25 protein-coding genes are annotated in these 25891 nt (G+C 60.6%); 12 read left to right on the forward strand and 13 right to left on the reverse strand.

Annotated features, from left to right (window positions below):
• Positions 1 to 157: 157 nt before the first annotated feature.
• Both AB4090_RS06435 and AB4090_RS06440 read right to left on the reverse strand, forming a co-directional pair.
• Positions 158 to 1786 carry an ATP-binding protein gene (locus AB4090_RS06435; RefSeq protein WP_369573044.1) on the reverse strand — a complete coding sequence of 543 codons (1629 nt, stop codon included), beginning with the start codon at positions 1784 to 1786 and terminating at the stop codon, positions 158 to 160.
• Between the two features lie 371 nt (positions 1787 to 2157).
• Positions 2158 to 3345 (reverse strand): class I SAM-dependent methyltransferase, encoded by a 1188-nt coding sequence (locus AB4090_RS06440; RefSeq protein WP_369573045.1) that lies wholly within the window; start codon positions 3343 to 3345, stop codon positions 2158 to 2160.
• On the opposite strand from AB4090_RS06440, the gene AB4090_RS06445 reads away from it, so the two are divergent.
• The 9 genes from AB4090_RS06445 to pyrC all read left to right on the forward strand — a co-directional run bounded on the left by AB4090_RS06445 (position 3344) and on the right by pyrC (position 12672).
• On the forward strand, positions 3344 to 4096 hold the full coding sequence (locus tag AB4090_RS06445; protein WP_369573046.1) for a pteridine reductase: 753 nt from the start codon (positions 3344 to 3346) through the stop codon (positions 4094 to 4096). The genes AB4090_RS06440 and AB4090_RS06445 overlap by 2 nt on opposite strands.
• Before the next feature lie 4 nt (positions 4097 to 4100).
• Positions 4101 to 4484: a NifU family protein gene (locus tag AB4090_RS06450; RefSeq protein WP_369573047.1), complete on the forward strand. Its 384-nt coding sequence runs from the start codon at positions 4101 to 4103 to the stop codon at positions 4482 to 4484.
• Positions 4484 to 5830: a 30S ribosomal protein S12 methylthiotransferase RimO gene (rimO, locus tag AB4090_RS06455; protein WP_369573162.1), complete on the forward strand. Its 1347-nt coding sequence runs from the start codon at positions 4484 to 4486 to the stop codon at positions 5828 to 5830. Before AB4090_RS06450 ends, rimO begins: the two co-directional genes overlap by 1 nt.
• Before the next feature lie 120 nt (positions 5831 to 5950).
• On the forward strand, positions 5951 to 6220 hold the full coding sequence (locus AB4090_RS06460) for a ferrous iron transport protein A (protein WP_369573048.1): 270 nt from the start codon (positions 5951 to 5953) through the stop codon (positions 6218 to 6220).
• Between the two features lie 3 nt (positions 6221 to 6223).
• Complete coding sequence (feoB, locus tag AB4090_RS06465) at positions 6224 to 8560, forward strand: Fe(2+) transporter permease subunit FeoB (protein ID WP_369573049.1); 2337 nt, start codon at positions 6224 to 6226, stop codon at positions 8558 to 8560.
• Positions 8557 to 8841, forward strand: coding sequence for a hypothetical protein (locus AB4090_RS06470; protein ID WP_369573050.1), 285 nt, complete (start codon positions 8557 to 8559; stop codon positions 8839 to 8841). Before feoB ends, AB4090_RS06470 begins: the two co-directional genes overlap by 4 nt.
• A 66-nt stretch (positions 8842 to 8907) precedes the next feature.
• A complete protein-coding gene (locus tag AB4090_RS06475) occupies positions 8908 to 9516 on the forward strand; it encodes an OmpA family protein (protein WP_369573051.1) in 609 nt (202 codons plus the stop codon).
• Positions 9513 to 11426, forward strand: coding sequence for a peptidoglycan D,D-transpeptidase FtsI family protein (locus AB4090_RS06480; protein WP_369573052.1), 1914 nt, complete (start codon positions 9513 to 9515; stop codon positions 11424 to 11426). Before AB4090_RS06475 ends, AB4090_RS06480 begins: the two co-directional genes overlap by 4 nt.
• A 190-nt stretch (positions 11427 to 11616) precedes the next feature.
• Positions 11617 to 12672: a dihydroorotase gene (gene pyrC / locus AB4090_RS06485; protein WP_369573053.1), complete on the forward strand. Its 1056-nt coding sequence runs from the start codon at positions 11617 to 11619 to the stop codon at positions 12670 to 12672.
• Between the two features lie 6 nt (positions 12673 to 12678).
• On the opposite strand, the gene AB4090_RS06490 is transcribed toward pyrC, so the two are convergent.
• From AB4090_RS06490 to AB4090_RS06530, 9 genes are all read right to left on the reverse strand, one after another.
• On the reverse strand, positions 12679 to 12942 hold the full coding sequence (locus AB4090_RS06490) for a Txe/YoeB family addiction module toxin (protein WP_369573054.1): 264 nt from the start codon (positions 12940 to 12942) through the stop codon (positions 12679 to 12681).
• Positions 12942 to 13202: a type II toxin-antitoxin system Phd/YefM family antitoxin gene (locus AB4090_RS06495; protein ID WP_369573055.1), complete on the reverse strand. Its 261-nt coding sequence runs from the start codon at positions 13200 to 13202 to the stop codon at positions 12942 to 12944. Before AB4090_RS06495 ends, AB4090_RS06490 begins: the two co-directional genes overlap by 1 nt.
• 70 nt (positions 13203 to 13272) lie before the next feature.
• A complete protein-coding gene (lysA, locus tag AB4090_RS06500) occupies positions 13273 to 14523 on the reverse strand; it encodes a diaminopimelate decarboxylase (protein WP_369573056.1) in 1251 nt (416 codons plus the stop codon).
• Entirely contained in the window at positions 14523 to 14654 is a 132-nt protein-coding gene (locus AB4090_RS06505; RefSeq protein WP_369573057.1) for a lipoprotein, read from the reverse strand. Before AB4090_RS06505 ends, lysA begins: the two co-directional genes overlap by 1 nt.
• Positions 14651 to 16039 (reverse strand): argininosuccinate lyase, encoded by a 1389-nt coding sequence (gene argH, locus AB4090_RS06510; protein WP_369573058.1) that lies wholly within the window; start codon positions 16037 to 16039, stop codon positions 14651 to 14653. The genes AB4090_RS06505 and argH overlap by 4 nt, the downstream gene beginning before the upstream one ends.
• Before the next feature lie 67 nt (positions 16040 to 16106).
• Positions 16107 to 16691: a cytochrome b/b6 domain-containing protein gene (locus AB4090_RS06515; RefSeq protein ID WP_369573059.1), complete on the reverse strand. Its 585-nt coding sequence runs from the start codon at positions 16689 to 16691 to the stop codon at positions 16107 to 16109.
• A gap of 45 nt (positions 16692 to 16736) precedes the next feature.
• On the reverse strand, positions 16737 to 17669 hold the full coding sequence (locus tag AB4090_RS06520; protein WP_369573060.1) for a homoserine kinase: 933 nt from the start codon (positions 17667 to 17669) through the stop codon (positions 16737 to 16739).
• Positions 17670 to 17673: 4 nt separating this feature from the next.
• Positions 17674 to 18006 (reverse strand): DUF2782 domain-containing protein, encoded by a 333-nt coding sequence (locus AB4090_RS06525; protein WP_369573061.1) that lies wholly within the window; start codon positions 18004 to 18006, stop codon positions 17674 to 17676.
• Positions 18007 to 18023: 17 nt separating this feature from the next.
• Positions 18024 to 18743: a TIGR00730 family Rossman fold protein gene (locus tag AB4090_RS06530; RefSeq protein WP_369573062.1), complete on the reverse strand. Its 720-nt coding sequence runs from the start codon at positions 18741 to 18743 to the stop codon at positions 18024 to 18026.
• 68 nt (positions 18744 to 18811) lie between these two features.
• On the opposite strand from AB4090_RS06530, the gene polA reads away from it, so the two are divergent.
• The gene (polA, locus tag AB4090_RS06535; protein WP_369573063.1) at positions 18812 to 21514 is read left to right on the forward strand and encodes a DNA polymerase I; all 2703 of its coding nucleotides are present in this window, start codon (positions 18812 to 18814) and stop codon (positions 21512 to 21514) included.
• Between the two features lie 3 nt (positions 21515 to 21517).
• On the opposite strand, the gene AB4090_RS06540 is transcribed toward polA, so the two are convergent.
• Both AB4090_RS06540 and yihA read right to left on the reverse strand, forming a co-directional pair.
• Positions 21518 to 21976: an NAD-binding protein gene (locus tag AB4090_RS06540; protein WP_369573064.1), complete on the reverse strand. Its 459-nt coding sequence runs from the start codon at positions 21974 to 21976 to the stop codon at positions 21518 to 21520.
• A gap of 42 nt (positions 21977 to 22018) precedes the next feature.
• Positions 22019 to 22765, reverse strand: coding sequence for a ribosome biogenesis GTP-binding protein YihA/YsxC (gene yihA, locus AB4090_RS06545; protein WP_369573065.1), 747 nt, complete (start codon positions 22763 to 22765; stop codon positions 22019 to 22021).
• 88 nt (positions 22766 to 22853) lie between these two features.
• On the opposite strand from yihA, the gene AB4090_RS06550 reads away from it, so the two are divergent.
• Positions 22854 to 24686 carry a cytochrome c biogenesis protein ResB gene (locus tag AB4090_RS06550; RefSeq protein ID WP_369573066.1) on the forward strand — a complete coding sequence of 611 codons (1833 nt, stop codon included), beginning with the start codon at positions 22854 to 22856 and terminating at the stop codon, positions 24684 to 24686.
• A gap of 24 nt (positions 24687 to 24710) precedes the next feature.
• Positions 24711 to 25889: a c-type cytochrome biogenesis protein CcsB gene (gene ccsB, locus AB4090_RS06555; protein ID WP_369573067.1), complete on the forward strand. Its 1179-nt coding sequence runs from the start codon at positions 24711 to 24713 to the stop codon at positions 25887 to 25889.
• Positions 25890 to 25891: the final 2 nt, after the last annotated feature.

Below are 25891 nucleotides of genomic sequence, written 5' to 3' on the forward strand. Positions count from 1 at the left end.
GTCCTAGAGTTCGATGGGTTCTGTTTTGCCGCTATCGACCGTCTAGTACTGACGGTGGTCGATATAACGCTTTGATTTATTTTGCCTGCGTGGGCATATCGCCCAATTTCTATCGCCCGGCAATCGCCGATATCGCGCATGTTGTCCGATATCCAAGTCATGCCACTGCCCAGTACCGCCGCCAGCGGTAGTTGCCTTCGAAACGTACAGCGCGGGGCTCAATCAGTTCCTCCAGCGCTCGCTTGACTTGCTTGGGGTAAATTTCACCGCCGACGCGCTTGTGAATATCGCGGATCGACGGTTTCGGATAACGCTGTAGGTCTTCCAGCACCAGCGTTGCCAAGCGGTGCGGCTCGATGCGCTTGAGGGTCGTTTCGCCGGCGAATTGGAGGCTGCGCAGTAAATCGGGATCAACAAAATAGCGTGTGGCCTGGGTACGGCCGGCACTTTGCACCAGATACCAGTTGAGCAAGCGCTTTAGCCAGGGCCGAAGTGCTTCGACGGATGGAAGCCCAAGTGTGGTTGCCAGCTCGCGTGCAGTCATTGCGTCGTGCTGGGCCAAGAGGCCCAGAGAAATGCGCTCACGCTGGGTGAGTTGATAGGTCTGATCTGCCTTGGCAATGAAGTCGATGATCTCGGGCTTGAGGATGCGACGGCGCGCCGTCACCTGCACACGGTCGTGGGTTTCAATCAGTTCTGGAGCAGGGCGGCCTTGAGACAGCAAAACTTCGAAAAGCTTGTCGAAGCCACTGCCTTCACGTTCCATCAGCTTCAAGTCGTGGAACAGTCGGGCCAGGTGCTCGTTGCGGCGCACGGTGGTATGCAGCACGTTTTGGGGTGTAACCCCCAGTGGCAGCGGCCCGGGGTTAACCACCTCCAGTCGGTCTGGATGCAGATTTAGGAAGATATCGCCGCGCTGGGTGTAGGGCCGGTGCACCAGCGCATTGACGAGCAGTTCGCGCACAACGATTTTGTCGAAGGCCGGCACATTCTGGCGGTACAGGCCACCGGGTAGTTCGTAACGCTCGCGGAAATCGGGCACCTCCTGCCAGACGGCCTCGATCAGTTCCATTGGATTGAGGGTGTGGTCATCCCATACCAGCTTGTTGACCTTCTGGCCGTGCTCGTCGTACTTGATGACCGGTGCCGTGGTCAGTTGGGCGCGGTGATGCTGACGGCCAAGGCAGAGCACGCCCAAGTTGGTGAGGGACTGTCCTTGCGCCAGCTGATAGTGATCAAGCAATTCGTCGTTGGACTTTTCCTTGACCGATGCCTTGACGCGGTCTGATGCGCGCAAGGCAGCTAGTAGCTTGACACGCTTGGTGGCATCCACCTCGGCGCGCGGAATATGCAGGGTGGTCTGCGTTTCCCAGGGCAGTGCCGCACGTTCGCTGGCCAACCGCATCACATCATCGCCGGTGACGGGCCTGCTTTGATCTGCCACGCGCAGGAAATAACGACCGTCGGTGGTGGACGCCACGGCCATGGCGCGCGGAATGCGCAATTCGATGTACTGCCCGCCATTGGGGGCGGTGGCGACGTCGGGCAGTGCGGCTACGTTGACAGTACGCTCGGCTAACTTTCGCCGCAGTGTGTCGGGTAGGTCTACCGGGATGTGTTGGTGGGCCGGTGGGGCGTTTTGCCCATCCTCGATGCCCAGCACCAGACGACCGCCGGTTGCATTGGCAAACGCAATGCAATCCTTGGCGATTTCGTGCCAGTCGGCGTTTTTGCCTGTGACCGCACGCAAGGACTTATGGTCTAGAAATTGTCCTTCCAAGCTCAAATGCAGCCTCCCCCAATTTTTTCATCGTTTCTTGCCCCATGAATCCTCATCCGCGCCACCCGCACGAACCCATTTGTCCACCTCGGAAATCTTGAATTTCCATAGGCGCTCAACACAATGAGCTGGCAAGTTCTTGCGGTCAATCCACGATAGTATAGTGGACCCGCTAGTCAAGACAGTATCTGCCTGGGTTTAAGCTAGTCTGGTTCCCACTTCTGTACCAGAATGGTGCTGCGCCATGTCGCCCTCGCGGGACGAAACTTTGGGGGCGGCGGGGTGCTTTGGCAAAAGGCTCGCTACAAGGCATCGAGCCGCTTATACAGGAAGCGACAAAAACCATGCTGGTTGCAGGCGTAATCCCACTTCCGAACCTACTTGCGTAAAACAATCGAGCAATCCCAGAGGTTTTTGGGGTCAGTTCCGCGCCCCCCTAACCCCCCCCGCGTCAGCAGCAAGACCTTGAAGCTCTCGCCCATCTCCTGCGGTAGGGTGAGCTTTTTGATTTCGTTGTTCAGCGCCAGGACCGCCTCGGGGCTGCTGGCCTGTGCGTGTAGTTCGGCGTAGACCTCGGGCAGGCCGTGTTCGATGAGAAAACGGGCGAGATTGCCATACCACGCAATGTGCAGGCCGACCTCCTCGGCCACCCGCAGCAGGCCGGTGAAGTTGACGTGGGCGGTGAGGTCGCAGAGGCCGGGCCAGACAAAAGGGTCATCCAGCCACTGGTGGCGGTAATAGGCGCGCAGGGTGCCCATCTGGCGCTGGGGATGGTAATACTCCCGCGCCTCGTGCCCATAGTCGATGAGCAGGATGGCCCCCGATTGCAGGTGGCCGGCGAGGGTCCGCAGCCAGGCCTCGGCGCGGGGGTGGACCTCGCTGCGATAGGGCGCCGGCCAGTCCTGTCGCCAGGGCTCTACCAGGGCCTGCAAGGCGGCCGAGGCAGGGTCCGGGGCGGGCGCCCAGGCCAGGGCGCCGTCCGTGGCCACCACCACCCCCATCTCCCGGAGGATACCGTCGTCGCCCTGTTCCACGACCGCCACCGGGATGGCGTCGAGGACCTCGTTGGCCAGCAGGACGCCATTCCAAGCGGTGGGCAGCTTCTGCACATGGCGGCTGGCGGGGCAGGCGGCGCGCTGGCGTGCTTGCAAGTCTGGGCTGAGTTCCAGCAGGGTGTAGGGCACCTGGGGCAGACGGGTGTGGATTTGCGTCGCCAGGGCGCCGCTGCCGCCGCCCAATTCCAGTACCCCATCCCGCCCCAGCCAAGGGGTCATGGCCCGCGCGAGCACAGCGCCAAGGATGCCCCCCATCTCGGGGGCGGTGATAAAATCTCCGGCAGCGCCCAAACGTTGCTGCCCGGCCATATAGTAGCCCAACCCCGGCGCATAGAGGGCCAGATCCATGTACTCGGCAAAGGGCAACCAGCCCCCGGCATGGACAATGGCCCGGCAAATGGACTCCGTCAGGGCGGCGCTATGGGCTAGGGCTTCGGGGTCCGGCAAGGGCAAGTTTGCCTTGCGCCCCTGGGTCCATTGGGTTACAAAATCCGCACGCCCATCACCCATGGAATCCCCCTTGTCTGCACCGGAAAAAGTCGTACTCGTCACAGGCGCCGCCCGCCGGGTCGGGGCCGCCATCGCCCGGCATTTGGCGGGCCGAGGTTGTCATCTGGTGCTGCATTATAGGCAATCCCGCGCCGAGGCCGAAGGGCTGGCGGCGCAGTTGCGGGCCGAGGCGCAGATCGAGGTCTTGCTCCTGGCCGGCGACCTCAGCGACCCTGCCACCCCCGCCCAGCTCATGGCCGCGACCATCGCCCATTTTGGTCGCCTGGATGGTCTGGTCAATAACGCTTCTCTCTATGCCCCAGCGCCCTTTGCCCAACTCACCCCCGGCGATTGGGAGCGCATGGAGGCCATCCATCTACGGGCACCCCTCTTTTTGACCCAGGCGGCTTGGCCCCACCTGCGCGCCCAGGGCGGCGCCGTGGTCAACCTGGGCGATGTCCACGGCGAGATCCCCTTGCGCGGTTACCTGCCCTACAGCGTTAGCAAGGCGGGGCTGCTGGCCCTGACCCGTTCCCTGGCCAAGGAACTGGGGCCGGAGGTGCGGGTCAACAGTGTCTCGCCGGGGGTGGTGCTCTGGGCCGAGGGCCAAGATCCCCCCGATGGTGATCGCCAGGGGCTCCTGGAGCGCAACGCCCTCAAGCGGGTGGGCAACCCCGAGGATATCGCCCAGGCGGTGGCCTGGCTGCTCTTCGATGCCCCCTATGTGACGGGGCACAACCTCGTCGTCGATGGCGGGCGCATGTTATATTGAGCCCATGTCGACGCCCGAAAGAACCCCCATCCGTTTTTACACGGAAGCAGAATTGGACATCCTGGAAGAAAGCGATCCCGTCGCGGCCGCCAAGATTGCCCACGCCCAGGCCATGGCCCAGCGCCTGATCGGGCGCAAACGCAGTTTTGGTCCCGATGATCCCCTGCCCGATCCCGCCGCCGTTGCCGAGGGCATTGCCGCCGTGCGCCGCATCCTCAACCGCGATGGCGGCGATATCGAGCTGGTGGACATCGAAGAACGCAACGTGCGGGTACGCATGAAGGGTGCCTGCGCCGGCTGCCCCAATGCCGTCATTGACCTGCAACAGGTGGTGGAAAAGATTGTCGGTGCGGTACCGGGCGTGGCCAGCGTGAGCAACACCTTTTGATTTCCCTCAAACCCCCGCGCAAAACTGCCAGGGCGCCCCGCGTCGGCTTCGTCAGCCTCGGTTGTCCCAAGGCAACGGTGGATAGCGAGCGCATCCTCACCCAATTGCGTGCTGAAGGCTATCAGTTGGTGGGGGACTACGCCGGTGCCGATCTGGTGGTGGTCAATACCTGTGGCTTCATCGATGCTGCCGTGGAAGAGTCCCTGGAGGCGATTGGCGAAGCGTTGGAAGAAAATGGCCGGGTGGTGGTGACGGGCTGCCTCGGGGCGCGGGACGGTGGCGCCTTTGTGCGCGCCAGCCACCCCAAAGTGCTGGCCGTCACCGGCCCCCAGGAAAACAGCGCGGTGATGGATGCCATCCATACGGCCCTGCCCCCTGCCCATGACCCCTACACCGACCTGGTCCCGCCCCAGGGGCTGCGCCTCACCCCGCCCCATTATGCCTACCTGAAGATCTCCGAGGGCTGCAATCAGTCGTGCAGCTTTTGCATCATCCCCGACATGCGTGGCAAGTTGGTGAGCCGCGACCCCGATGCCATTCTGCGCGAGGCCGAGGCCCTGGTGGCGGGCGGCGTCCAGGAGCTTCTGGTCATTTCCCAGGACACCGGGGCCTATGGGGTAGATCGCAAATATCGCACGGCCTTCCACAATGGCCGCCCCCTCAAGACCCGCATTACCGATCTGTGCAGCGCTTTGGGCGAGCTTGGGGCCTGGGTGCGCTTGCATTACGTCTACCCCTACCCCCACATCGACGAGCTCCTGCCCTTGATGGCGGCGGGGCAGATACTCCCTTACCTGGACGTGCCCCTACAGCACGGCAGTCCGCGCATCCTCAAGGCCATGCGCCGGCCTGCCGCCGCCGAGCGCACTCTGGAACGCCTGCAAGGCTGGCGTGCCGCCGTCCCCGACTTGACCATCCGCAGCACCTTCATCGTCGGCTTTCCCGGCGAGACCGAGGCGGAGTTCGAGGAGCTGCTGGACTTTATCCGAGCCGCCCAACTGGACCGGGTCGGTTGCTTTGCCTATTCGCCGGTGGAAGGGGCTGCCGCCAATGCGCTACCGGGCGCCCTGCCCGAGGCCGAGCGCGAGGCGCGCCGGGAACAGTTCATGGCGGTACAGCAGGAAATCAGCACCGCTCGTCTACGGTTGCGGGTGGGGCAGGTGCGCGAGGTGCTCATCGATGAGATCCATGCCGACGGCAGTGCCGTTGCCCGCAGTGCTGCAGATGCCCCGGAAATCGATGGTGTGGTCCACCTGAACAATGCCCAGGGGCGTCGCGTGGGCGAGCGAGTGCAGGCACATATCCGTGATGCCGACGAGTACGACCTGTTCGCGGTACTCGACTAGACGCTAGTCGTCGCTTGCGCCACAAATCGTCTGACACCTGACTTTTACTTGAGAGGCATTGCAAGAACGATTCTCATTTAATAGAATCGCTCCCATAGAAGAGCATATCAGGGAGCGGTTATGAGAGAGTCAGAAATCGGGCGGGAAATCCGCAGCCTTGCGCAACTATCACGCGGTAACCAGGGCGTCATCCACGCCATCCATGGTGCTGCCAACGAGAGCAAACGGCTTTTGATTATGGGCCTACGTCCAGGCTCGGCATTTACCCTGCTGCTCGGGCCCGATCGGCGCGGGGTGGTGCTGGATAGCGCCGGCACCCGCATCGCGCTGGGCCGCGAATGGCTGGACCAGATCCAGGTGCGCCAACCGTCCGCCGCGGCGAAGGGTTGATTTATGGTCAAGCACTGTAGCGCCGTCGCGGGCGCCACGCTCCCCGCTGGCAGTCCGCGCATTGCCCTGGTCGGCAATCCCAACTGCGGCAAGACCACCATTTACAATCTTCTTACCGGCACTCACCAGACGGTGGGTAACTGGCCCGGTGTTACCGTCGAACGCCGCTCGGGCAGCGCGCGCCTGGCGGCAGGCGAGAAGGTCGAGGTGATCGACTTGCCGGGAATTTACAGTCTGTTGGGCGGTGGCGGTGAAGACCAGGCGGTGGCGCGACAGTTTCTGTGCGACGAGGACGTCGAGCTGATCGTGCAGGTGCTCGATGCCAGTACGCTGGAGCGGCATTTACTCTTGACTGCCGAACTCATCGAGCTGGAACGCCCCTTGTTGATCATCCTGAACATGGTGGACGAAGCGCAGGATCGCGGCCTACGGATCGAAGCCAGCGCACTTTCCGTGCGTCTTGGCGTACCGGTAGTGCCGATGGTGGCACGTCGGGGGAAGGGCTTGGGGGAGCTGCGCCTAGCCCTGCGCGAGGCACTGCGCGCGCACGTGCTACCGCAAAGGCCTGATTGGGAGCCAGTGGTGGAAGCCAGCCTGAGCGAACTAAGCACCGAGATCGGCGCGCAAATTGGCGAGGAGCGCAGTCGTTTTTTGGCCTGGCAAACTCTGGAAATGCCGGAAAGCACGCCGCCAGCCCTGCGTGCGGCGCGTGAGCGTGTGGCGCAGCGTCTGCAACAAGGCAGCGGTGAGGATGTTGTCGACCTGCTTCCTGCCGCACGCTTTTCCTGGGCTGCGGCACTCGCATCCCGGGTGACGCAAGCCACGGGCAAGGCTGGCTGGAGACAACGCGCAACGCGCCATCTCGATCGCTGGATTTTGCACGACTGGCTGGGCGTGCCGATCTTTCTTGCAGTGTTGTACCTGGTCTTTGTGGTCAGTTTCAGCGGCGGCAATGTCTTTCTCGATTTTTTTGATCAGACCTCGGCGGCGCTGCTGATGCACGGCTTTGGCCATCTGTTATTGCAAGTTGGCGCACCGGGCTGGCTGGTGAGCGCCCTGGCCGGGGGGATTGGTGGTGGTCTGAATCTGGTGATTAGCTTCATCCCGCCCATTGGGCTGACCTTTCTTTTCCTCGCCTTTTTGGAAGACTCCGGGTACATGGCGCGCGCCGCCTATGTGATGGATCGCCTGATGCGCCGCGTGGGTTTGCCGGGCAATGCCCTAGTGCCGATGGTGATTGGTTTTGGCTGCAACGTGCCGGCCATCATGGGCGCGCGCATCATCGACGATCCGCGTGGACGGGTGCTGACGGTACTCATGCAGCCCTTCATGTCCTGTTCGGCACGGCTGACGATCTACATGGCCTTTGCCGTGGTCTTTTTTCGCGGCAACGGCGGGCAGGTGGTGTTTTTGCTCTATCTGACGGGCATTCTCATGGCCCTTTTTACCGCCTGGCTCCTGGGAAAGACCGCGCTGCGCGGTCAGGCCCGTCCCTTTGTCATGGAGCTGCCGCCCTATCGGCTGCCGAGCCTGCGCAGCGTCGCGCTGCAAGCGTGGCAACGCCTACGCATTTTTGTGCTGCGTGTCGGCAAGGTCATCGCCGCAATTGGTTTCATCCTCTTCCTCTTGCCGGGCATTGGCTGGACTAGCCAGGGATTGCGCGCCACCGACATCGACCATTCGCTATTGGCGCAAGGTAGCGAGGCGCTGGTGCCCCTCTTTGCGCCCATGGGTATACAGCGCGACAACTGGCCGGCAGTTGCCGGTTTAGTGGCCGGCGCAGCGGCCAAGGAAGTGGTGATTGGCACCTTGAATGGTATCTACCAGCGCCAGGCTGGTGGCGACTTGATGGCGCAGTATCGCGATCCAAATATCGTGCAGGCATTGCGCGATGCCTTAGCAACTATCCCGGAGAATGCCAGCAAGCTGTTGAGCAGCTTTACCGATCCCTTGGGATTTGCCGATCTAAACCAACGCGATGCGAGTATTGCGGATTCGGGCGCCAGCTCACAGACCCTCGGCGCCCTGGCGCAGAGCTTTACGCCCCTGTCGGCCTTGGCCTATCTGCTCTTTGTACTGCTTTATGTGCCCTGCGCTAGCACCATGGGGGCGCTACGGCGGGAGGTAGGCTGGGGTTGGATGTTGTTTTCCACGGCTTACGGCATCGGCATTGCCTGGGCGGTGGCGACCCTGGTATATCAGTGGGGGACCTTTGCCGGGCACCCGCGCACGACCTGGGGCTGGACGGCGGCCATCGCGATCGCCCTCTTGCTCCTGCTTTTGGGCCTGCGCCAGCAAGGACGGCGACACAGCAGGCTCCATCTTCAGGAGCAGGGATGATGGAGAGCCCACTCTTTCGTATCCGCGAGCTGCTGCGCGCGGGGGAGAGCCTAAGCCCAAGCGAAATCGCGCAGCGTCTGGAGCTTGCGCGCGACTTGGTAGATGCCGGCCTGCAACATTGGCAAAGTCGGGGTGAACTTGCTCGTGTACAAAACTTGACGCAAGTTGGAAACAGTAGCTGTGCGAACCGTTGTGCCGGCACTTGCTCTGGCTGCACGCCGCCAGCGCCCCCCGTGCCGGTCGAAGCACGCTATCGCTGGCGCGCCCAACGCGCTGCCTAGACAGGAGAGAACCGAAAAGGACCAGCGTTGTCATAGAGGTATGCCAACAAGTGAAGGAATGTCCTCATGCCGCAGTTTCCATCCTCTACCCTGTCAACGCGCGCCGTGGCCCTTGGCGCAGTTTTTTCTACCACGATATTACTCAGTGCCTGTGCCCAGCACGTTTCGCCAACAAGCCATGCGCAAATGGTCCCAAGTAGCGTTGTTCCTAGTCAAAGTGCCAATACCCAGGCGCTGAATCGTGCAGAAGAGCGAGAAAACAACCTCTCCTACGGCCCATTGGGTGGCCATAACGAAAATCTTTCCGATGCCGAACTCGCAGCCCTCCCGCGCCATTTGCGCGTGCATTTTGCACAAAACAGCTTCCATATCAGTGCGCATGCCCGCCACATCACCAATGAAAATGCGCGTTTCTTGCGGCGTTTCCCCAATTTGCACGTACGACTGGAGGGGAACTGCTCGCAACCGGGTACGCAGGAATACAATCTCGGCCTGGGGGAATGGCGTGCCCATGCCATCAAGGAACTGCTGGAAGCAGATGGCGTGTCCGCCAGTCGCATCAGTACCGTTTCCTTTGGCAAAGACAACTTACTTTGTAATCAAAATACCGCTGCCTGTTGGCACCGCAATCAGCGCGTCGATTTTGTCTACCGTGCCACAAGCAGCGGAGAATGAACCCGCCCACCCGACCATTTCGCAAACTGCCACGCTCGCGGCCCCTTTGGCTCGCGGGCATTTTCATTATTGGTTTTTTGGCAGTCCTAGGTCGCGATATTCAGGTGCAATATCTGCAGGCCAAACATCTGCGCTTCCAGGGGCAGATGCGTTATCTGCACAATCAACGCCTGCCCGCGCAACGCGGGGTAATCTTTGGTGCCAACGGCCTACCCCTGGCGGTAAACACTGCGGCAAGCACCATCTGGGGCGACCCCAAGGTCTTGGGAAAACATCAGGCGCAGTGGCCGCAACTGGCTAAGGCGCTAGATATGTCTGTCACTGAACTAGGCCAACGCTTGGCCAGCGGTGGCGCCGCCTTCGCCTATCTGGCACGGCAGCGACCCCCAAACGTTGGCACAGCGGTGCGCGCCTTGGGAATTCCCGGGGTTGGGGTATTGCCCAGTTCGCGCAGCTATTTTCCTCTGGGCGCCGCAACGACACCCCTGATTGGCCTCGTGGACCAAGCACATCAAGGGGCCACGGGCATGGAGTTGAGTTACAACCAGTGGCTGGCCGCACACCCCGGCTCGGAAGAGGCCCTCTACGATGGGCATGGACAAATCGTCAAGGTCCTGAAGGTCTCGCAACTCTCGCACCCTGGGCATGCCATCCATCTAACCATCAACCCGCAAATGCAGTATTGGGCCTATATGGCCTTACTACGTTCTCTACAGCATTTTCATGCCTGGGTCGGGTCGGCGGTACTTATGAACGTGCATACCGGCGCCATTTTGGCCATGGTCAGTGCTCCCAGTTGCAATCCTAATCAGGTGGGCGCCTGCACGGCACCAACAGACTATGTGAACAATGCGGTGCACCAAGCCTTTGAACCGGGTTCGGTGATGAAGCCCTTTGCCATTGCCGCTGCCTTGGCCAGCCACAGTGTTTCCCCCACACAGAAATTCCACGTCTTCCACCCACTCTGGGTCGGCGGCTACCCCATCACCGACGACGTGCCTCATCACATTCTCAATATCGAGCATATTCTCAAGTATTCGAGCTGTATCGGGACGGCCAAGATTGCCCTGCGCACCCCCAAACGCACCCTGTATGACATGTACCAAGCGGTGGGCTTTGGCCGTGTGCCAGCTGTAGGGCTCCCTGGGGAAACCGCTGGTGTCTTGCCGCCTTGGCAATCCTGGGGCATCGCCCGCCACGCTACGATTTCGATCGGTTACGGGGTCTCGGTGACAACACTGCAGCTCGCGGCTGCCTACGCCAGCATTGCCAACGGCGGTTGGTATGTGCGCCCGCACCTTTTCGCTGGCGAGAAGCTGCATCGACACCGGGTGATGCCGGGCTGGGTCGCCAATGATTTGCGAAGTTGGCTGCGATCCGTCGCCCGCCCAGGGGGCACTGGCATTTTGGCCGCGATCCCTGGTTACGGTGTCGGGGGCAAGACCGGCACCTCGAACATGGCCAATGGCAAAGACGGCTTTTACCACCATCGTACCAACGCCACTTTTGTCGGCTTTGCGCCGGGCGCTCATCCAGATTTGGTCATGGCGGTGAACCTGCGCGGTAGCCACTACTCCTGGAACTTTGGCGGCATCGAAGCGGCCCCGGTGTTCCGCTACACCATGCGCCGTGCGTTGCGCACCATCGACGTTGCCCCACGCTGCAACATCGGCGGTAAATTCCTGGAGATTCGCGTACCTGCTGGTTCCGACGTGCATGAGCTGGCATCGAAATACCACAGCACCAGCCGTTATCTGATGCAGATCAATCACCTGTCGAGCCCACAAGCACTAGAGGCCGGCGCCTTTTTCAAGGTTCCCATGCCTTTGGGTGAAAAAGATTTTTGCCGCGTACAAACCCCGGCAGTAAGTCGCGCCCAGGCGGAGATCTGGAGTGAGGGGGGCGGCTAAAGCGGGTTGCGCGTAGGCAGCCCCACAAGTCGGTGCTACCCTTGCGGAATGCAATAACATGAGAGGCCGGTGCCATGCGTAGTAACGTTCTCGATGAAGATCTGCAAGCCTGCAGCGAAAGGCCGCGCACGGGTTTTCGCCGCGATGGTCGGGAAGACCTCGTTGCCTATGCGTTTTCGGAAACGGCGGCATGAGTTCGATTACGACCCAAGAAATCAGCATCCTGCGTCCCGATGACTGGCACCTGCATCTACGCGATGGCGCCATGCTCCACACGGTTTTGCCGGACACGGCTGTGCGCTTCGGTCGCGCCATTGTCATGCCCAACCTCAAGCCACCAGTGTCTAGCGCCGCTATGGCGCAGGCGTATCGGGAACGCATCTTGGCCGCGTTACCGAAAGGCTCTGTTTTTACGCCATTGATGACCCTGTATCTGACGGAAGCGACGCCCATCGAGGCAATCCGGGCAGCGAAGGAAAGTGGCATCGTGCATGCTGTCAAATACTATCCTGCGGGAGCCACCACCAATTCAGAAAATGGCGTGCGTGATCTCAAAAAGGTCTATCCCGTTCTTGCCGCTATGGAACACTGGGATTTGCCGCTGCTGCTGCATGGCGAAGTCACTGATCCGGTAGTTGATGTTTTTGATCGGGAAGCGGTTTTTATCGAAAGGCATCTCATTGCTCTGCGTCGCGATTTTCCGGCTTTACGCATGGTGCTGGAACATGTCACCACCAGTGCCGCGGTTGATTTCGTGCAGAGCGCAGGAGCGCGCACCGCAGCCACGATAACCGCTCATCATCTGTTGTTGAATCGCAATGCGATGTTCCAGGGCGGCATTCGCCCGCATCATTACTGCCTACCGATTCTGAAGCGGGAACGACATCGCGAGGCCCTGGTACAGGCCGCAATCAGCGGTAATCCGCAGTTTTTTCTTGGCACTGATAGCGCCCCACATCCGCAAAATGCCAAAGAATCTGCTTGCGGCTGCGCCGGGATCTACACCGCCCACGCCGCCATCGAACTCTATGCGGAGGTCTTTGCCAAGGCCAATGCCCTGGATCGACTGGAAGCCTTTGCCAGCCGGCATGGCCCTGCTTTTTATGGGCTACCCTGCAATACGGACAGCATTACCCTGCGGCACGAAAGCTGGTGCGTGCCAGAGAAGATCGGTATGGGAGCAGAAATGATCGTACCCTTGCGCGCGGGCGAGGAAATTTCCTGGCGCCTGGTCGGCGTTGGGTGATCGCCCCTACACATAGTGGTAACGGCAGGCGACGATCACGAGCTCGGTATCCGTCGCGCGGTAGACGAGACGGTTGCTTTCGTCAATGCGCCGCGACCAGTAGCCGGACAGATCACCACGCAGGGCTTCTGATTTGCCAATGCCGGCGAAGGGTTCCGGGGCCGCCGCTTCGATCAGGAGGTTGATACGGCGCAAGGTCTTCTTGTCTTGTGATTGCCAGTAGTGATAGCCGTCCCAAGCGTCGGGCACAAAACAAATCGATCGTGCCATTACTCGCTGGGGAGCAAGTCGCGCCGCTGCGCTTGGCCCGCCTGATCCTGGGCAATAGCCCGCGCCAACGCTGCGGCGCTGGCGGGGTTACTGGTGAGGTGCAGCGTTTCTACGATGCTGTTATAGCTGTCCAAAGACATGAGTACCGCATCGCCGGCGGCATCACGGCGACTGATGACTGCCACATCAGCATCCTGGACTACGCTGTCCAACAGGGTTTTGAACTCGTTTCGCGCCTGGGTGTAGCTGATAACTTTCATGGCAGATAAACCTGTGCAAGTACCCGTACAATTCTAGTCCGAGTGCGGACGCTGTACAAGCAGCCGCAGGCTAGTCGACCAGACAGTCCTCTTCGGGGCCGAGCAGATCGGCGAGAGTCTCGCGGCGGCGGATGCAACGTATCTCTGCGCCCTGCACCAGGATCTCGGCGGCGCGGGGGCGGCTGTTGTACTGGCTGCTCATGGCAAAGCCGTAGGCTCCGGCGCCGAGAATCGCGAGAGATTCCCCTGCGGCAATGGCGGGCAGCGGACGGTTTTTGGCAAGGAAATCGCCACTTTCACAAACCGGCCCGACAATGTCGCAGTCGCGCAGCGGCGCGTCGCTCTGCCGTAGGGGCAGGAACTCGTGCCAGGCCCCGTAGAGGCTGGGGCGCAAGAGATCATTCATGGCTGCATCAACCACGCAAAAATGTTTGCCCTCGTTTTTTTTCCAGTACTCGACCGTGGTCAGTAAGGCCCCGGCATTCCCCACCAGGGAGCGGCCCAGTTCCACCACCCGGCGCACCTGCAGACCCGCCAGCGCAGTGTCGAGAACGGCAGCGTAATCGGCCGGGCTGGGGGCATTTTCCTCGTGATAGCGAATGCCCACGCCACCGCCACAGTCGATATGGCGCAGGGTGATGCCACTATCGCGCAGCCGTTCATAGAGATCGCGCAGGCGGCGGGCGGCAGCACCCAGGGGTTGCAGGTCGATGAGCTGTGAGCCGATGTGGGCGGCGACGCCGATAAACGCAATGCTCGGCCACTCTGCTGCACGCCGGTAGAGGGCCTCGGCGGCGGCAATGGGGATGCCAAATTTGCTCTCTTTCAGGCCGGTGGCGATGTACTTATGGGTGCCGGGATCGACGTCAGGATTGACGCGCAGCGCGACAGGCGCGCGTAGCCCCATTTTCGTCGCGACTTCGGCAATGCGTTCCAACTCCGCCGCTGACTCGACATTCAGACAAAAAATCCCGGCGTCGAGGGCTGCGTGGATCTCGTCGCGGCTTTTGCCTACCCCGGAAAAGACGATCTTTTTCGGATCGCCACCGGCGCGCAGTACCCGCGCCAGCTCGCCAGCGGAGACAATATCGAAGCCCGCGCCCCATTGCGCCAGGCGACGTAGCAGATGCAGGTTACTATTGGCCTTGACCGCGTAGCAGGTAAGGGTCTGTTCACCCAGGGCGTGGGCGAAGGCGTGGTAACGCTCGCGCAGATAGAGCTCGGAATAGACATAGCAGGGGGTGCCATAGCGCTCGACGATCTCGCTCACAAGGCAATCGTCGACATACAGTTGCCCGGCACGGTAATGAAATGGATGCATTAGTGGCTGCTCGTCGTCGAACTGGTGGGAGCGGGTGCTTGCGGGAGGGTGAGGGGGGTTTTACGGCCACAACCGGCCAGGGCCAAACTGCCGAGCATGAGCAAGACGATCCAGGGGCGCAGACGCATCATTCCACCTCTGCCTGCAATCGCGTGCGGGCACGGGCGATGGCGGCGCGCACTTGCTCGGGCGCAGTGCCACCCAGGTGGTTGCGGGCGGCGACGGAACCTTCCAGGGTGAGCACACGGAAGACATCCTCGCCAATGGTGCTGGACAGCGCTCGTAGTTCGGCGAGCGGCAGGGCTTCGAGGCCAATGCCACGATTCTGGGCAAGGCGCACGGCGCGTCCAACCACGGCATGTGCATCGCGGAAAGGGACTCCCTTGCGCACCAGATAATCGGCCAGATCCGTGGCCGTGGCAAAGCCCTTCTCCGCCTCGGCACGCATGCGCGCGGGACGGGTCTGCAAGCCCGGCAACATGCGCGCCAGGAGTTGCAGGCTGGCTTCGACTTCATCCAGGGCGGTAAAGAAGATGCTCTTATCTTCCTGATTGTCGCGGTTGTAGGCCAGCGCTTGCCCCTTCATCAGAATCAGCAGTGCCGTGAGTTGCCCCATGACCTTGCCACTCTTGCCGCGGATAAGTTCGGCCACATCGGGGTTTTTCTTTTGCGGCATGATGCTGGAGCCAGTACAAAAAGCATCGGGCAGTTCGATGAACGCCAGCGCCGCCGACATCCAGTAGATCAGCTCTTCCGCCAGGCGCGACAGGTGTACGGCGATGATCGACAGGGCCGCCAGGGTTTCGAGGAGAAAATCGCGATCGGAAACGGCATCGAGACTGTTTTCGGCGACGTGATCGAAACCGAGTTCGCGGGCGACGTCCCAGCGGTCGATGGGAAAGGTAGTGCCAGCCAGGGCCGCAGCTCCAAGGGGCAGGACATTCACGCGCTTGCGGGCATCGCGCAGGCGCTCGGCGTCGCGCCGGAACATCTCGACGTAGGCCATACTGTGATGGCCAAAGGTGACCGGCTGGGCGACTTGCAGATGGGTGAGACCGGGCAGGATGGTGTCTGCCTCGCGTTCGGCGAGGTCGACGAAAACGGATTGCAGGTCGTGCAGGAGTGCGAGCAGGCGGTCGATGGCGCCGCGCGTATACAGGCGCATATCGGTGGCGACCTGATCGTTACGCGAGCGGCCAGTGTGCAGCTTTTTGCCGGTGTCGCCGATCAGTGTGATCAGACGGCTTTCGATGTGCATGTGGATGTCTTCGAGGCTGTCGGTGAAGGTGAAATTGCCGGCGGCAATCTCCGCGCCAATCGTCTCCAGCCCCGTGCAGATCGCCTCGACCTCTGCCGCCGTCAGTACACCAACCCGCCCGAGCATGCGCGCGTGGGCCGTCGAGCCCCGAATATCCTCGGCATAGAGGCGGCGATCGACAGCAATGGAGGACGTGAACTGCTCCACCAGGGCATCGGTACCGGCGGCGAAACGACCGCCCCACATTTTCTCACTCATCACAGACCTCCTCGCTTGCCGCGACTATACCCAAAGCGTTGCTGGTGGACCAGTTCAGTCCCAAGAATCAGTCGGTCAGGCGGAAGATGTTCCAGATGTCGTCGCGGCGCAGCGCGTGCAGTAGCGAAAAGGCGACATGGCCAATCCAGTAGGCCCAGACCAAATTGGATAGCGCCTTATGTAAGGGCGTGAGGGTATGCAGGATGGGGCTGGGCGGGGTGCCCCCTTGCGGGAGAAAGAAGAAGATGGCGGTGCCGGTGAGGGCCATCCAGGTGACCAGCAAGAGACCGAGGCCGTGAATGAGCGCGGCAAGACCGGGGGCCGGACCAATAGGCCGCAGACGTCCGCGGGCAAGGGCACGCAGGTCATCCCAGATGGGACGCCAGGGACCGCGTACGGGAAAAAGCTGGGTGCGAATGGCAGGTGTGGTAACAATCCACAGCCACTCCCAGAGCAGAAAGAGCGCCGTAGTCAGCCCCACCCAGGCATGGGTGCTGAAGAGCAGTTGGGTGATGCTGCCATAGTCGGCGTGCCGGAAATCCGGCGTCATCCACAGCGAACTGAAAAGCTGCCAGGTAACGCCAAAGGCAATGCCTGCGTGCAGCCAGCGCGCCTCACGCGGCCAGGGGTTATCGCGGCTGGTTTCCTGCATGTCTCTCCTCGATGCTTCGCCTGGCCTTGCGTCAGACGCCCGACTTCAACAAAACTCGCGTCGCCGCTCCAGAATGCGACGATATTCTTCGGGATCGCGCAGTTCGGTGAGTTGCCCGCCACGAGGAAAATGCTTGGCCTCCAGGCGTAACAGCCAAAAACGCAGGGCAGCAGCACGCATGTAAGGGAACCAGAGCCCGTGTTCATGCCGCGTAAAGGGACGCACGCTCTCGTAGGCCTGCCAGAGACTAGCGGCAAGATTTTTGTCGAGGCTGCCATCGGGATAGGAACACCAGGAGTTAGCTACCACCGCCAGGTCGTAGAGCCAGGCATCATCGCCGGCATAGTAGTAGTCGATGGTGCCGGTGATATCGTTCCCCGCAAACAAGACGTTATCGGGAAAGAGATCGGCATGGATGACCCCCCCGGGCAGCTTGTCGCGCGGCCACTGCTTTTGCGCTTCGCGTTCATCTACCAATAATTCCCGCTCGCCGGGGCTGAGCTTGGGGATCAAGCGTCTTCCGGTCTCCTGACACCAGCCGAGACCCGCAGGATTCGGGTGCTCCTCGGGAAAGCCTCGCCCGGCCAGATGCATGCGTGCCAGGACTTGTCCGAGGGCGCTGATCTCGGCCTCGCTCGGTGCGCGACCCTCAATCGACTGCCCGGACAAGCGCTGCACGATGGCTGCCGGTTTACCGCAGAGTTCGCCAAGGATTTCGCCATTGCGCGTATGCACCGGCGCTGGGCAGGGAATACCGTGCTGGCTAAGCCATTCCGTCACATGCAGGTAGTAGGGGATGCTCTCCCGCGGCAGGCGCTCAAAGATGGTCAGAACAAAACGTCCGGCACTGGTGTCGAGAAAGAAATTGCTATTCTCGGTGCCCGCGCAAATGCCGGCGATCTGCTCCAGGCTGCCTAAGTCATAGTCGGCCAGAAAGCTCGCCAGTTCGGTGTCGGGGATATCGGTATAAACAGCCATGCAATTACCAGCGAAAGAGGGTCCACTGCGGCACGTCCATTTTTTCCGCATCGGAGTTGGGCACACGAGTAAATCCATGGCCGCTTCGGTTGACGAGATAGTACGGAGGAAAGGGCTTGGGCGGGATGACCTTGACCATGTAGACCTCGCCATCGGCCTTGAATTCTTCTATTTTGGCGCCTTTCGGCACATGCAGTTCGGCTTCGGGGAGGCTGTTCTTGGGCGGCGCCAGGCGTGGCAAATGAATCGGGTATTTTTCGGGCCCACTGTCGGCCAGTGCAAGGCTGGCGCAGAGGAAGGCACCGAGGCCAAGAAGGATTGCAAGATTGCGCGGCATGAAGGGTTCCTCCCTATTTACAGGTTGAGCAGGGCCTCGGTTTCTGCCGCCGACGGGGCAAAACCGCGTTTTTCGTAATGATCAAAGATGGCTGCGACCACGGCATCGGGGTCGTCGAGTACCGTCACCAAGTCCAGATCGGCTGCGTTGATAGTGCCATGCACCAGCATCGTGCTTTTCCACCAGTCGATCAGCCCGCCCCAGAAGCTGGAATCGAAGAGGATGATGGGCATGCGCCGGGTCTTGCCGGTCTGTACCAGGGTGAGGCATTCGGCGAGCTCGTCCAGGGTGCCAAAGCCGCCGGGCATGACCACATAAGCGGCGGCATATTTCATGAACATTACCTTGCGCGAATAAAAGTGTTCGAAGGAAATGGAAATGTCCTGGTAGGGGTTGGTATGCTGTTCGTGCGGTAGTTCGATGTTGAGTCCAATGCTGTAACCGGTGCCGCGATGGGCGCCACGGTTGGCCGCCTCCATCACGCCAGGGCCACCGCCGCTGATCACCGAAAAGCCGGCGTTGGAGAGCTTTTCGGCGATGCTCAGGGTCTGCTGGTACCAGTGGTGTTCTTCGGGTAAGCGGGCGGAGCCGAAGATACTAACGCAGGGCTCGACGGCGGCCAGTTTCTCATATCCGCGCACGAACTCCGCCATGATCTGGAAGATTTTCCAAGCCTCGCGGGTAAGACGACTCTCGCCGCCATCACGAAGTCGTTCCGTATCCAGGGGTGCGCGCATAGTGTGGGCCTACCGTAGGTGCTCAAATTTTCCGTATTATGGCGGAAAGCAGCGGAAAAGTCCTTATCATGACCGAAAATCCTCGTATCCTTGTCGATGCCTCCAGTTTCCTCTATCGCGCCTTTCACGCCTTGCCCGATCTGCGCGCCCCCGATGGTCTTCCCACTGGTGCCATATATGGCGTAATCAATATGTTGCGGCGTTTGGAGCGCGAATATCCGCAGGGCGAGATCATCGTCATCTTCGATGCCCCAGGGCCGACCTTTCGCGATGACATCTATCCCGAATACAAAGCGCAGCGGCCACCTATGCCGCCAGAGTTGCGCGTGCAAGTCGAGCCGTTGTTGCAATGGATTGGCGCCATGGGCCTGCCGTTGCTGCGTGAGCCTGGGGTGGAAGCCGATGACGTCATTGGCACCCTCGCTTGTGCCACGGAGGTGGAGCGGCCTGTCCTCATCATCAGTGGCGACAAAGATCTCGCCCAGCTTGTCGACATACGCACGAAAATCATCGATACCATGAAGAATACCGTGCTGGATGAGGTGGGTGTGCAGGAGAAATTTGGTGTTACTGCCGGGCAGATCGTCGATTATCTCGCCCTGGTGGGGGACAAGGTGGACAACATCCCCGGCGTGCCCAGCGCGGGGCCCAAGACCGTGGCCAAATGGCTCGGTCAATATGGCAATCTCACAAATCTCCTTGCCCACGCGGACGACGTTGGCGGCAAGGTAGGTGAGGCCCTGCGTAGCAGCCGCGATTTTCTGCCGCGCAGCTACGAGCTGGCCAGGATTCGCTGTGATCTGCCGCTACCGGGGCAGGGCTACCAGCGGCGTCCAGCGAATAGTGCAGCACTTCTTTCGCTGGCAGAGCGCTTGGGCTTTTCTACTTGGCGGCGCGAATTGCAGGCGCAACAGGAGACAGATGGCGAAGTCGAGTCGCCAGTCGCAGCCAGTGACGCCATTGACCGTAGTCGCTATCGCCTGATCGATACGGAAGATGCCTTGTGCGAGTTGTTGGTGCGTTTGCAGGCCACGGAACGGGTCGCCATCGATACCGAGACGACGTCTCTGAACCCTCACGATGCGGAGTTGGTGGGGGTTTCTGTTGCGTGGCAAGAGGGTGATGCGATCGAGGCGGCCTATCTGCCCCTCGGACACCGAGAGGGTAAACAGATAGCGCGGGAACGTGCCCTGATGGCGCTGCGCCCGTGGCTGGAGTCGGCGCGACCCAAGCTCGCCCAAAATGCCAAGTTCGATTGGCAGATCTTTTGGGCGCAGGGCGTGCAGCCGCAGGGCTTGTTACGTGACACCCTGCTCGCCAGCTATGTGCTCGACTCGAACGGCCCGCACGACCTGGATCATCTGGCGCAGCGATTTCTCCAGCATGAGAACATCCACTACGAAGATGTCGCTGGCAAGGGCAAGAAGCAGCGTAGCTTTGCCGAAGTGGCCATTGCTGAGGCCTTGCCCTATGCCGCAGAGGATGCCGATGTGTGCCTGCGCCTCGACGCACTGCTTTGGCCGAGGATCGAAAAAGAGCCCGGCCTGCTGCACGTATTCAGCGAGATCGAGATGCCCCTGGTGCCGGTGCTGGCGCGCATGGAGTGGGCCGGCGTGAAGATTGATCGGCAGCAGTTGGAGGCTCTGAGCAGCCAGCTCGCCGCAGCTATGGAGCAGGTCGAGCGCGAGGCGCAGGAGATGGCCGGGCAGTCGTTCAATCTCTCCTCTCCCAAGCAGATCCAGGAAATCCTCTTCGATAAGATGCAGTTGCCAAGTCAGAAAAAGACCAAGGGAGGCCAGGCCTCAACCGATGAAGACAGTTTGGCACAGCTGGCCGGCCACTCGCCTTTGCCGGGCCTGATTCTGGAATATCGCAGCCTCGCCAAGCTACGGAATACCTATGCCGATGCCTTACCGCAGATGATCCACCCGCGCACCGGGCGCGTCCACACCCACTATCGGCAGGCAGTGGCGGCCACCGGGCGGCTCTCCTCCAGCGATCCGAACCTGCAGAACATCCCCGTGCGCACGGAGCAGGGGCGGCGCATCCGCGCTGCCTTCATTGCCGAGCCTGGTCATCTGCTGCTGAGTGCCGATTATTCGCAAATCGAGCTGCGCATCATGGCGCATTTGTCGCAGGACGCAAGCCTGCTGGCTGCCTTTGCTGCGGGCGAAGATATCCACCGGGCGACCGCTGCCGAGGTATTCGCGATCCCGCTGGAGGAAGTCGATAGCGAGCAACGGCGCGCCGCCAAGGCGATCAATTTCGGCCTCATCTATGGTCAGACCGCTTTTGGCCTCGCGCAGCAGCTAGGGGTCGATCAGGCCAGTGCGCGCGCCTACATGCAGCGCTATTTCGAGCGTTATCCTGGGGTGCAACGGTACATGGAAGACACCCGCGTGCAGGCGCGCAAGGTAGGTTTCGTCGAGACCCTCTTTGGCCGGCGGCTCTACGTGCCGGAGATTCAGTCGCGCAATCCCGCCCGCCGAAATTACGCCGAACGTGCCGCCATCAATGCCCCCCTGCAGGGGACGGCGGCCGACCTGATCAAGCTGGCGATGATTGCCGTCGATGCCTGGTTACAGGAAGATCCCGCACGCGGTCGCATGATCCTGCAGGTGCATGACGAATTGATTCTGGAAGTCCCGGAAGCAGGATTAGCAGACGCCACGCAAGCTCTGCGTGCGCGGATGGAAGGTGTGGCAAAACTTGCAGTGCCGCTGGAAGTCAGTGTGGGTTGGGGCGCCTCCTGGGCCGAGGCACACTCCTGAGGATCAGTGCTGGTTGCTGCTGTGGAACATCTTCAAAATGGCATCACTACTGAGTTCTTCCCCATTCAGTGCCATGGCCAGGACCTCGCCACCAATGACCTGGGGGGCGATAATCATGTCCGGCTGTACGCGTTGCACGCGCTTGAGGTTTTTGCTGTCGTTGACGGCGGCCACGGTCTTGGCGGGGCCTTGTAACTCGCGTACGGCAAGGATGATGAAGGCATTTTCCGAATCGTCGGCGCGCAGCGCGAGAACCGCGGCGGCGGCATTGGCCTCGGCCTGGTTGAGGACATCCGTATCGCTGGCGTCGCCAATGATTACGTCTTCTGCCTGAAAGTAGGTGTCATCAGGCTGGCGCAGCAGAATTACGCGCACGACTTGCTCGCGCTGCTTCAGTTCGCGGTAGCTGTTGCGCGCCAGGGGCGTGTCACCAACAATAAGATAGTGATCTTTCAATGACATGGCTGTATCCCTCACGTGTTTTCGGAAAAATTGAACTTTACTTCAATCTTTAGCATCAAAAGGGGGTAGCTTTTCCCGGACTTCACCTCCCTGTCCGGGATGGGAGTCCTCTCCTCCCTTTGAGGACTCATTATTGTTCCCCGCTTCTGGCGGGGGACTTTTTTCCAGCCAAGTCGCTAACGTAGCGTGTAGCTCTGCGACGCCGTCCCCTTCCTTGGCGGAAAACAGTTGTGCGCTACTGCCTTCCATCTCTCCTGCCCGCAATACCTGTTGCAGCGTTTGTTTTGCCGCCCCGCGCGAGAGCTTGTCCGCCTTGTTCAGCAAGACGTGTACTGGCTGCTGGCAGTGGGCGGCAAAGCGCAGCAGGTCACAGTCGAAAGGCATTAGCGGATGACGAATATCCATAACCAGAATGAGGCCGGTAAGGCTTTGCCGGCTACGCAGATACTGGTTGAGCAATTCGCCCCAATGCTTGCGCATGGCCTCGGGAACCTTGGCATAGCCGTAGCCTGGCAGGTCGACAAGACGTTTTTCAGCGCTGCCGAGGGTAAAAAAATTCAGGGCCTGGGTGCGACCGGGGGTGCGACTGACCCGCGCTAACGCCCGTTGCTGGCAGACACGGTTGAGCACCGAGGACTTGCCGACATTGGAGCGTCCCGCCATGGCCACTTCGGCACCGCTGTCGGCAGGGAGTTGGCTTAAGCGGGTCACGCTGAGCAGGTACTCGGCCTGCTGCAGGGCGACAAGACGTGCTTTCCCTTGCCCGGGATTGTGCTTGGTATGTTCCATGCTAGGAGCATAGCCGTGGGACGCGGTTACTGGCAATTCTTTCTTGAAGCGCTAGACTGCGAGCAGAGAAAACAAACGGGAGGTGGTCTTGCAGACCGTAAGCAATGTTCGGTCGGTCCAGTCGTCGCGACTGCGCTTGCTGGTGCAGTTTTTGGGGTCCATGCGTCTGGCGGTAAGCTTGTTGGTGTTGCTGGCTATCGCGTCGATTATTGGCACGATACTCAGCCAGCAACAGCCCTACGACAATTATCAGCTGCAATTTGGCAGCTTTTGGTTTCAGGTCTACCGCGAACTGGGGCTCTACAATGTCTATCGTACCCTTTGGTATACCGGCATTGTGGCCTTCCTGGTCCTGTCCACCGCCACCTGTGTAACGCGTAACACCCCACGCATGCTGCGCGACATGCGGGCGCTGCCGGTGCGGCAACGGCACGCAGCAATCCGGGCACAAGATCATTTCTTGTCGATGGATGCACCGGCGTCCGCCGAAGCCATGGCAGCGCGCCTCGCCAGTTTATTACGCACGGCGGGCTTTCGTCCGCGCCTGGAGCGCGATGGCAGCGATTTCTATGTGGCCGCCCGTAAGGGACGCTTTCATCGGCTCGGCTATTTCCTCACCCATCTCGCCATCATCCTGATCTGTGCGGCGGCCCTTTATAACGCCGACATCCCGGTGAAATGGGCGGAATGGACCGGCACCCTCAAACCCGCCAACAACTTCGATCTGCCCCTGAGTGAAATTCCCCGATCGGCATGGATGCCGCTGCACAATCCCGCCTACCGCGGCATCATCACCTTGCCCGAAGGCCAGACCGCCAACGCGGTGTTTGCATTGGCTGGAGATGGCTATTTGGTGCAGCCCCTGCCATTTCGCATCCACCTACGTTCTTTTCATGTGCGTTATTACTCCACCGGCATGCCGAGCGATTTCGTTTCCGACGTCGTGCTCTATAGCCCATCTGGCAAGGTACTGAAAAGCGGTATCATTCGCGTCAATCATCCGATGTCTTACGATGGTGTGGAGATTTATCAATCCAGCTTTAGCGACGGTGGTTCGCTATTGCATTTGCAAAGCTATGTGTTGGGGATGCCGGCGCTGCATCCGGGAATGCTCTCCGGCCGAGTTGGGCAAACGCTGCAGGCGGGCAATTCCGGCTATGCCGTGCAGTTGAAAAACTTCTCGCTCTACAACGTCATGCCACGGGCCGCCGTGGGCGAAAAGCCAGATCCCAAAAATCCCATGGTCAACCTGGGACCGAGCTACACCTACATCGTTCACGACCCGCATGGTGGCGCGGCCGAGTTCAAAACCTATTTCAGTCCCATTAGCCGTGACGGACAGGGGTATTTTGTGCAGGGCTATCGCCAGGCGCTGGGGGATCCCTATCACTATGTATATCTGCCAGTAGGGCCGAATGGCGGCATCTCCCTGTTCCTGAATTATCTGGCGGCCCTGCAGGTAGCAGCACATGGGGGGGCGCAGGCATCGCCAGCGATATTTCAGGAGATTTTCGCGATGCTGGCAGCGCGCGTGGCGCCAAATATGTCCAGCGTCGAGCAGGATCACTTTGTTCAGGCGAGCCTCAATGCGCTGCAGCAGATGCGTGATTACCCTGCACCCTTCCTTCTGCATTTGCAGTCCTTCGATCATCGCTGGGCGGCAGGTTTGCAGGTCACCAAGTGGCCCGGTACGGTGCCAATCTACTGGGGCTGTGTAGCTCTGGTCCTGGGTATTTTTATTTTGTTTTACCTGCCGCAACGGCGTGTCTGGGCGCGGGTCGAGAATCAGGATGATGGCTGTCGCCTGGAGCTGGGCGCCAGTGCCGACCGCAACAAACGCGAATTTGCCCGCGAATTTGCCGCCTGGGAACGTGCCCTGCAAGCGCCGCCCGGCAAAGATGGTACTACATTACATTGTTGAGTCTTGTGGAGAGGAGCGAAACACATGGCAAAGAGCATGGAATCCTGGGCAGAGGGGCTGCCAAGCGAGTTTCAGCAGCGTAGTCTGAAGGAGATCCTCCGCCAGGAGGCGGCCTGGGTCTTGGGCCTTACGGCGGTGGCCATCTTCATTCTCGCCCGCTGGAGGGCGGATTTTGGGTACTGGCAATATGTGGTGCTGGTATCCTGGTACGTTGGGTTGCTGCTCGCTGGCATTGCCTGGCGGCCTTTACAATGGGCGACGGTAGCCAGTGTTTTGCCCGCACTGGGCGCCGTTTGGCTCTATGCCCACGGCCAGACGCCGGCGAACAACGTTGTCCTCCATTATGTGTTGCAGGGTGTCGCGGCGGCATTATGGATGTCAGCATTGCTGTTGCTCAGCACCGGGGCCTATCTCGTTTCTGTGTTCACCGGTAGCGCTGCCATCGGGCGTTGGGCAACGCGACTCACCTGGGCCGGTGTGATCTTCGGCTTCATCGGCCTCGGAGTGCGTTGGCGTGAGACCTACCTCGGGCACGCAAGTTGGGGACACATCCCGGTGAGTAATTTGTGGGAAGTCTTTGTGCTTTTCTGTGCGACTACTCCCCTGTTTTATCTGTATTACGAGCAAAAGGCACAAAATCGCAGTCTGGGTGCCTTTGTCATGCCCCTGGTGGCGGCGGCGGTAGGCTTCTTGCTCTGGCTGACGCTGGCGCAGCACATGGATCAAGTCGAGCCATTGATCCCGGCCTTACAGAGTTTTTGGATGAAGCTGCATGTGCCGATGATGTTTGTCGGCTACGCAAATTTCACTATCGCGAGCCTGATTGGCGTGGCCTACCTGCTGCGCGATTGGTCGGTGCGGCGCGGTGGCGTTCTGGCTGCCCGGCTGCCCGATGCGGAGCTGATGGACGATGTCATGTACCGCGCCATCGCCCTGGGTTTCCTGTTTTTTACCGTCGCTACCATCTTGGGCGCGGTCTGGGCAGCGCGCGCCTGGGGTGGCTTCTGGTCCTGGGACCCCAAGGAAACCTGGGCACTCATCGTCTGGCTCAACTATGCCGGTTATCTCCACGCTCGGGTGGTGAAGGGCTGGCGCGGTCGCAGCATGGCCTGGTGGTCTTTCCTGAGCCTGTGGGTGGTGAGTTTCTGCTTCCTTGGCGTCAACATGTTTCTGTCCGGGCTACATTCTTATGGAAAGTTGTGAGG

The organism is Acidithiobacillus sp. IBUN Pt1247-S3, assembly GCF_041146875.1.
In the GTDB taxonomy this organism is placed as follows: domain Bacteria; phylum Pseudomonadota; class Gammaproteobacteria; order Acidithiobacillales; family Acidithiobacillaceae; genus Igneacidithiobacillus.